Origin of the sequence: Flavobacterium sp. (assembly GCF_044371705.1) — a bacterium.
Taxonomy (GTDB): domain Bacteria; phylum Bacteroidota; class Bacteroidia; order Flavobacteriales; family Flavobacteriaceae; genus Flavobacterium.
Genome location: NZ_JBILTE010000170.1, coordinates 1 through 5443, shown reverse-complemented (window position 1 = coordinate 5443; position 5443 = coordinate 1). Strand labels below are relative to the sequence as shown.

6 protein-coding genes and 1 pseudogene are annotated in these 5443 nt (G+C 33.6%); 5 read left to right on the top strand and 2 right to left on the bottom strand.

Annotated features, from left to right (window positions below; translation table 11 throughout):
- Both ACIQ2S_RS10760 and ACIQ2S_RS10755 read right to left on the bottom strand, forming a co-directional pair.
- Nucleotides 1–294: pseudogene (locus ACIQ2S_RS10760) on the bottom strand (Kdo domain containing protein); the annotation flags it as partial.
- A gap of 46 nt (nucleotides 295–340) precedes the next feature.
- On the bottom strand, nucleotides 341–985 hold the full coding sequence (locus ACIQ2S_RS10755; RefSeq protein ID WP_396175825.1) for a class I SAM-dependent methyltransferase: 645 nt from the start codon (nucleotides 983–985) through the stop codon (nucleotides 341–343).
- Between the two features lie 90 nt (nucleotides 986–1075).
- Between ACIQ2S_RS10755 and ACIQ2S_RS10750 the strand changes: the two genes are divergently transcribed.
- From ACIQ2S_RS10750 to ACIQ2S_RS10730, 5 genes are all read left to right on the top strand, one after another.
- On the top strand, nucleotides 1076–1873 hold the full coding sequence (locus ACIQ2S_RS10750; RefSeq protein WP_396175823.1) for a glycosyltransferase family 2 protein: 798 nt from the start codon (nucleotides 1076–1078) through the stop codon (nucleotides 1871–1873).
- Between the two features lies 1 nt (nucleotide 1874).
- Nucleotides 1875–2786, top strand: a complete 912-nt coding sequence (locus tag ACIQ2S_RS10745) for a glycosyltransferase family 2 protein (protein WP_396175821.1) — start codon at nucleotides 1875–1877, stop codon at nucleotides 2784–2786.
- Nucleotides 2787–2788: 2 nt separating this feature from the next.
- Nucleotides 2789–3358, top strand: coding sequence for an L-threonylcarbamoyladenylate synthase (locus tag ACIQ2S_RS10740; RefSeq protein WP_396175819.1), 570 nt, complete (start codon nucleotides 2789–2791; stop codon nucleotides 3356–3358).
- A gap of 123 nt (nucleotides 3359–3481) precedes the next feature.
- The gene (locus ACIQ2S_RS10735; RefSeq protein WP_396175817.1) at nucleotides 3482–4903 is read left to right on the top strand and encodes a CCA tRNA nucleotidyltransferase; all 1422 of its coding nucleotides are present in this window, start codon (nucleotides 3482–3484) and stop codon (nucleotides 4901–4903) included.
- 72 nt (nucleotides 4904–4975) lie between these two features.
- Nucleotides 4976–5443 (top strand): COX15/CtaA family protein (locus ACIQ2S_RS10730; RefSeq protein ID WP_396175815.1); only part of this gene is annotated, 468 nt, incomplete at its 3' end.

Here is a 5443-nt window from a genome sequence, read left to right as displayed (position 1 = left end):
ATTTTCAAAATAGGCAATTGGCTCAGGCGTTGCGATTCCTTTTTGAATTAAAAACGTTGCAAATTCAAATGAACGCTTGGCTTTTGATTTTCTGAAATACTGATAAATAAATGCGTTTAACAGATTCGGAATTTTGAACGATTTGATATTAATGGTCTTTCCTTCACAATCAAAAAGTTTGATTGTATTGCGTTTGCCATCGCCAAAAAGGGTGCCTTCGGTATTGAAGTTCTGAATAATATCCTTCAAGGTACTTTCAGAAATGTATTGTTTCGAATTAAATTTGAAATTCATGTAAATTCAGCAATAAATTACTATTCTTTAAAAATTCAAATTTAGTTTATTTTGATGCAACAGTTGCAAATTGTGGATAGCGAATATCAAGCTGTGTAAATAAAAAAGGGATGTTGTATAAATAAGGTTTTAGAGACTTGCTCTTATTAATACCCTCGCTTACTTTTACTGTATAGCCGGCTTCTTCATACATTCTGTTAATACTTTTTTCGGTAAAAAAACGCATATGCGTAAAATCCATCACCCCAAATGGCTCGTATTTCCAGTCCTTATTGACTAATACCTTTATAAAGGAATTGTGATACCTCACGTTGGGAATAGAACTTATAACCACGCCATCTGCAGCTAACTTGCTCTTCATCTTTTTTAAAACGGTGTAAGGATCAACCAAATGCTCTAAAACATCATTAAAGTATATCACATCAAAATAATTATCGGGCAAACTGTCAATGAAATTTTCGCATGGGCCTATAAATACCTTATCTAAAACTTGTTTTGCCAAATTGGCTTCTTGTTCCATGAGCTCAATTCCCCATACTTCTGCGGAATTTTGATTTTTAATTACTTCGGCAAAACAACCATTCCCACATCCAACATCGAGTACTTTTTTTGCATCTTTGGGAAGATATCTAAGCATTTCTTTTCGGAAATTGTTGTAATAGCCCTCGGGTTTATTTTCGTAATTCTTCATTGTAAATGATTTAATATCTTTGTGTTTTATTGGTGTTTGTCCTAAACAAATATAGATAAATTATCCTAAATTGCTTTAGAATTTAAAAAGATGAAAAAACTACCCTCCTGTACGTTGGTCACACCAACTTATAATTGGCCAGATGCCCTAGAATTGCTTCTTTTAAGTGTGCTTAACCAAACTATTCTTCCTAATGAAGTGATGATTGCAGATGACGGGTCAAAAGAAGATACAAAAAAATTAATTGAAAAATTTCAAGAGAATTTTCCTATACCACTTGTACATATTTGGCATGAAGACATCAAAAATAGAAAGCCGAGAATCATGAACAAAGCCATTGCAATAGCTAAATATGAATATATTATTGAAATTGATGGCGACATTATTATGGACAAGTATTTTATAGAAGATCATCTTAAAAATGCGGAAAAAGGGTTTTATTTATTTGGTTCAAGAGTTAACATAGAACAAAAAATCTTAGAAACTATTTTCAAATCGAAAACAATTGCCTTTACTCTATTTTCCAAAGGAATAAAGAAAAGATTGCGAACGATACGCCTTCCTTTTTTGATGAATTTTGCTAAACCCCATGCAACTCGATCTAAAAAATTAAGAGGGTGCAATATGTCATTTTGGCGAGAAGATTTTATAAAAATAAATGGTTTTAATGAAAGTTTAGTAGGTTGGGGAATTGATGATTCGGAGATGATTCAGCGTCTTCATAATATCGGAATTCAAGGAAAAAGATTAAAGTTTGCCGGAATAGCTTTCCATATTTATCATCCGGAACAATCTAAATCGCATATTGAAATTAACAATGAAATTGAAAGACAAACAACTCAAAATAAAATCACTTACATCGAAAAAGGTGTAGATCAATTTTTATAATATGTTTGATATCGCAATAATTTTAATCAATTACAATTCAAGTGAGTTAAGTATTGACTGTATTAAGTCCATTTATGAAAAAACATCCAGCAAAATCAATTTCCAGGTAATTATAACCGACAATTGTTCCGAAAAAGATGATTATGAAAACATAAAAAGCTTTTGCGACAATTCAAATTTACCCAATTTAAAACTCCTAAAAAATAGTGTGAATGCTGGCTTTGGTTGCGGAAACATGTACGGTTTTAAACATTCAAACGCAAAATATCTAGCGTTTGTAAATAATGACACGCTCTTTCTAAATGATTGTTTAGCCCTATTAAAAAACGAACTTGACTCAAATCAATCCATAGGAATTGCAGGAGCACAAGCGTTTAAAGAAGACCATGAATTTCTAATTTCATTAGACCATTTTGCTTCGCCAACCCGAGAAATTTTTGGAAGAAGTTTCTTAGAGCTAATTAATCCTAAAAAATACCCAAAACGAAAAAAAAAATATAACTCTCCTGTAAAAGTAAATTTTGTTCCCGGCAGTTTTATGTTCGTAAGATCTGATGATTTTGTGAAAGCGGGCGGTTTTGATGAACGAATTTTCTTGTATTACGAGGAAACCGATCTTTGTTTACGGCTCGCAAAAATAAAGAAGTTTGCTTACCTTATTCCTGCAGCTGAGTTTATTCATTTTCATGGAGCAAGTACCGAAAAATCTTTGGCAATAAAAAAAGAACTTAAAATTTCCTTATTATATATAATGAAAAAGCATTACGGAAACTTCGGCTATCAAACCGTACGATGGTTTTTGCTTCTTAAATATGGCTTAAGTAGTTTATTCAAAGCAAAAAACAGACCTTTGTTTTCATTAATTTGGAGAGGAGCTCCAATGAGTGAATCTCTTCAATACAAACAAAAATAATTATGACCGATATCAATACGGAAATCCAAAAAGCCTTCGAAGTCATCCAGCAAGGCGGTATCATCCTCTATCCGACCGACACGGTTTGGGGTATAGGTTGCGATGCTGCCAATGCTGAAGCAGTGCAAAAAATTTATGATTTAAAAATGCGTCAAGAATCCAAAAGCATGATTGTGTTGATGAATGGTGAAAAAATGATTTACAATGTTTTTAAGGACATTCCTGAAGTGGCTTGGCAGATTTTAGATTTATCGGAGAAACCTACAACTTTAATTTTAGATAAACCTAGAAATGTGGCTCCAAATATTATTGCCGACAATCAATCACTTGCGGTTCGAATTGTAAAAGAGCCCTTTTGTTACAAACTAATGGAACGGATGAAAAGACCGTTGGTTTCCACTTCCGCAAATATAACGGGACAACCCACTCCAAAGTCATTTAAAGAAATCAGTCCGGAAATTATTAAAGGTGTAGACTATGTTGTAAATTTGCACCGCGAAAAAATTTGCGACAAGCCATCCACGATTATCAAATTGACGTTGGATAGTAAGGTGCAGATTATTCGGAAATAAATTAATGTGTCAATTTGATAATGTGTCAATTAGTCAATTGAAGAAATGTCACTTGCTCCATTTTTTTATGTTATCATAGCATTTTCACATTGTCAAATTGACGAATTGACACATTAAACAAAAATGAATTACAAAAAAGCTCTAAATAACCCCATCTTCAAGATCATCTCGCAAGCAGCACAAGAACTTGGCGTAGAAAGCTATGTTATTGGTGGATTTGTTCGTGATTCTCTATTAGAACGAGATTTTAAAAAAGATATTGATATAGTTGCCGTGGGAAGCGGCATTGATTTGGCTCTGAAAGTCTCTGAGTTGCTACCGAACAATCCGAAAGTACAGGTTTTTAAAAACTATGGTACAGCAATGCTTCGATTTCAAGAGATTGACATTGAATTTGTAGGTGCTCGAAAGGAGAGCTATCAAACGGAAAGCAGAAATCCGGTGGTAGAAAACGGTACATTGAAAGACGATCAAGAGCGACGAGATTTTACCATCAATGCGTTGGCTTTTTCATTGAATGAATCGAATTATGGAGCATTGATTGACCCTTTTGATGGAATGACCGATTTAGCGAATAAAATCATTCGTACTCCTTTGGATTCTGACATTACATATTCGGATGATCCTCTGCGAATGATGCGAGCTATTCGATTTGCCACGCAACTGAACTTTACCATAGAAGAAAAGTCTTTAGAGGCAATTTCCAGAAACAAGGAGCGAATTTCCATTATTTCCGGTGAGCGAATTGTGGATGAATTAAACAAAATTTTATCCGCAAAAATACCATCCATTGGTTATATCTTATTGTATCAAACCGGCTTGCTCGATTTGCTTTTACCCGAATTAACTGCTTTAAATCAAGTAGAGGAAATTGAAGGTCATACACACAAAAATAATTTTTATCACACCTTAGAAGTAGTCGATAATATTTGCCCGAATACCGATGATGTTTGGCTTCGATGGGCTGCTTTACTCCATGACATAGGCAAAGCTCCCACTAAAAAATTCAATAAAAAACAAGGTTGGACGTTTCACGGACACGAATTTTTAGGAGGTAAAATGGTTAAAAAAATATTTGAACGTTTACACATGCCTCTGAATCACAAATTGAAATATGTTTCAAAGCTAGTCATGATGAGTTCGCGACCCATTGTACTTTCGCAAGAAATTGTGACCGATTCTGCCGTTCGACGATTGCTATTTGATGCCGGTGAAGACATTGAAGATTTAATGATTTTGTGCGAAGCAGATATCACTACAAAGAATCCAAATAAATTCAAAAAATACCATAATAATTTCAAGATTGTACGTCAGAAAATTGTGGAAGTAGAAGAGCGTGATCATGTACGAAATTTTCAACCACCTATTTCGGGCGAAGAAATTATGGAAATTTTCAATTTAAAACCCTCTCGTGAAATAGGTGTTTTAAAAGAAGCGATTAAAGAAGCTATTTTGGAAGGAGAAATCGCTAATGAATATCATGCGGCTTATCATTTTATGATGGAAAGAGCTTTAAAATTAGGCTTACAACCCATTGAAAAATAAGCATAAGATTAACTTTTGTTTATTGGTAAGAATTTTTAAAAGCGATGTATTTTTGCAATAAGTATACAAAAAATGAAAACTAACAAACCCGTTATTATTTGGTTGCTTTCCGGATGCGTTTTATTATTCATTATGGTGATAGTAGGCGGAATTACTCGATTAACCAATTCGGGGTTATCTATGACCGATTGGCACTTGGTAACTGATACATTCCCACCTACCACCGGTGCCGCTTGGAATGATGCTTTTGAAGAATACAAGAAATTTCCTGAATATCAAAAAATCAATATTCACAATAATTTCACTTTAGAAGATTATAAATTTATTTATTTCTGGGAATGGTTTCATCGTTTCATCGGAAGAATCATTGGCATTGTTTTTATCGTTCCTTTTGTTTATTTTTTAATCAAAAAGAAACTTGATTCTGAAACCATTAAAAAATGCATCATTTTGCTTTTCATGGGCGGATTTCAAGGTTTTTTGGGATGGTTTATGGTAAAAAGCGGTTTGATAGATAATCCCGATGTGAGTCATTATCGA

Bases quoted from the DNA above. Each gene is read 5' to 3' on its own strand.
- ACIQ2S_RS10755 (WP_396175825.1), bottom strand. From the start codon at position 985: ATGAAGAATTACGAAAATAAACCCGAGGGCTATTACAACAATTTCCGA.
- ACIQ2S_RS10750 (WP_396175823.1), top strand. From the start codon at position 1,076: ATGAAAAAACTACCCTCCTGTACGTTGGTCACACCAACTTATAATTGG.
- ACIQ2S_RS10745 (WP_396175821.1), top strand. From the start codon at position 1,875: ATGTTTGATATCGCAATAATTTTAATCAATTACAATTCAAGTGAGTTA.
- ACIQ2S_RS10740 (WP_396175819.1), top strand. From the start codon at position 2,789: ATGACCGATATCAATACGGAAATCCAAAAAGCCTTCGAAGTCATCCAG.
- ACIQ2S_RS10735 (WP_396175817.1), top strand. From the start codon at position 3,482: ATGAATTACAAAAAAGCTCTAAATAACCCCATCTTCAAGATCATCTCG.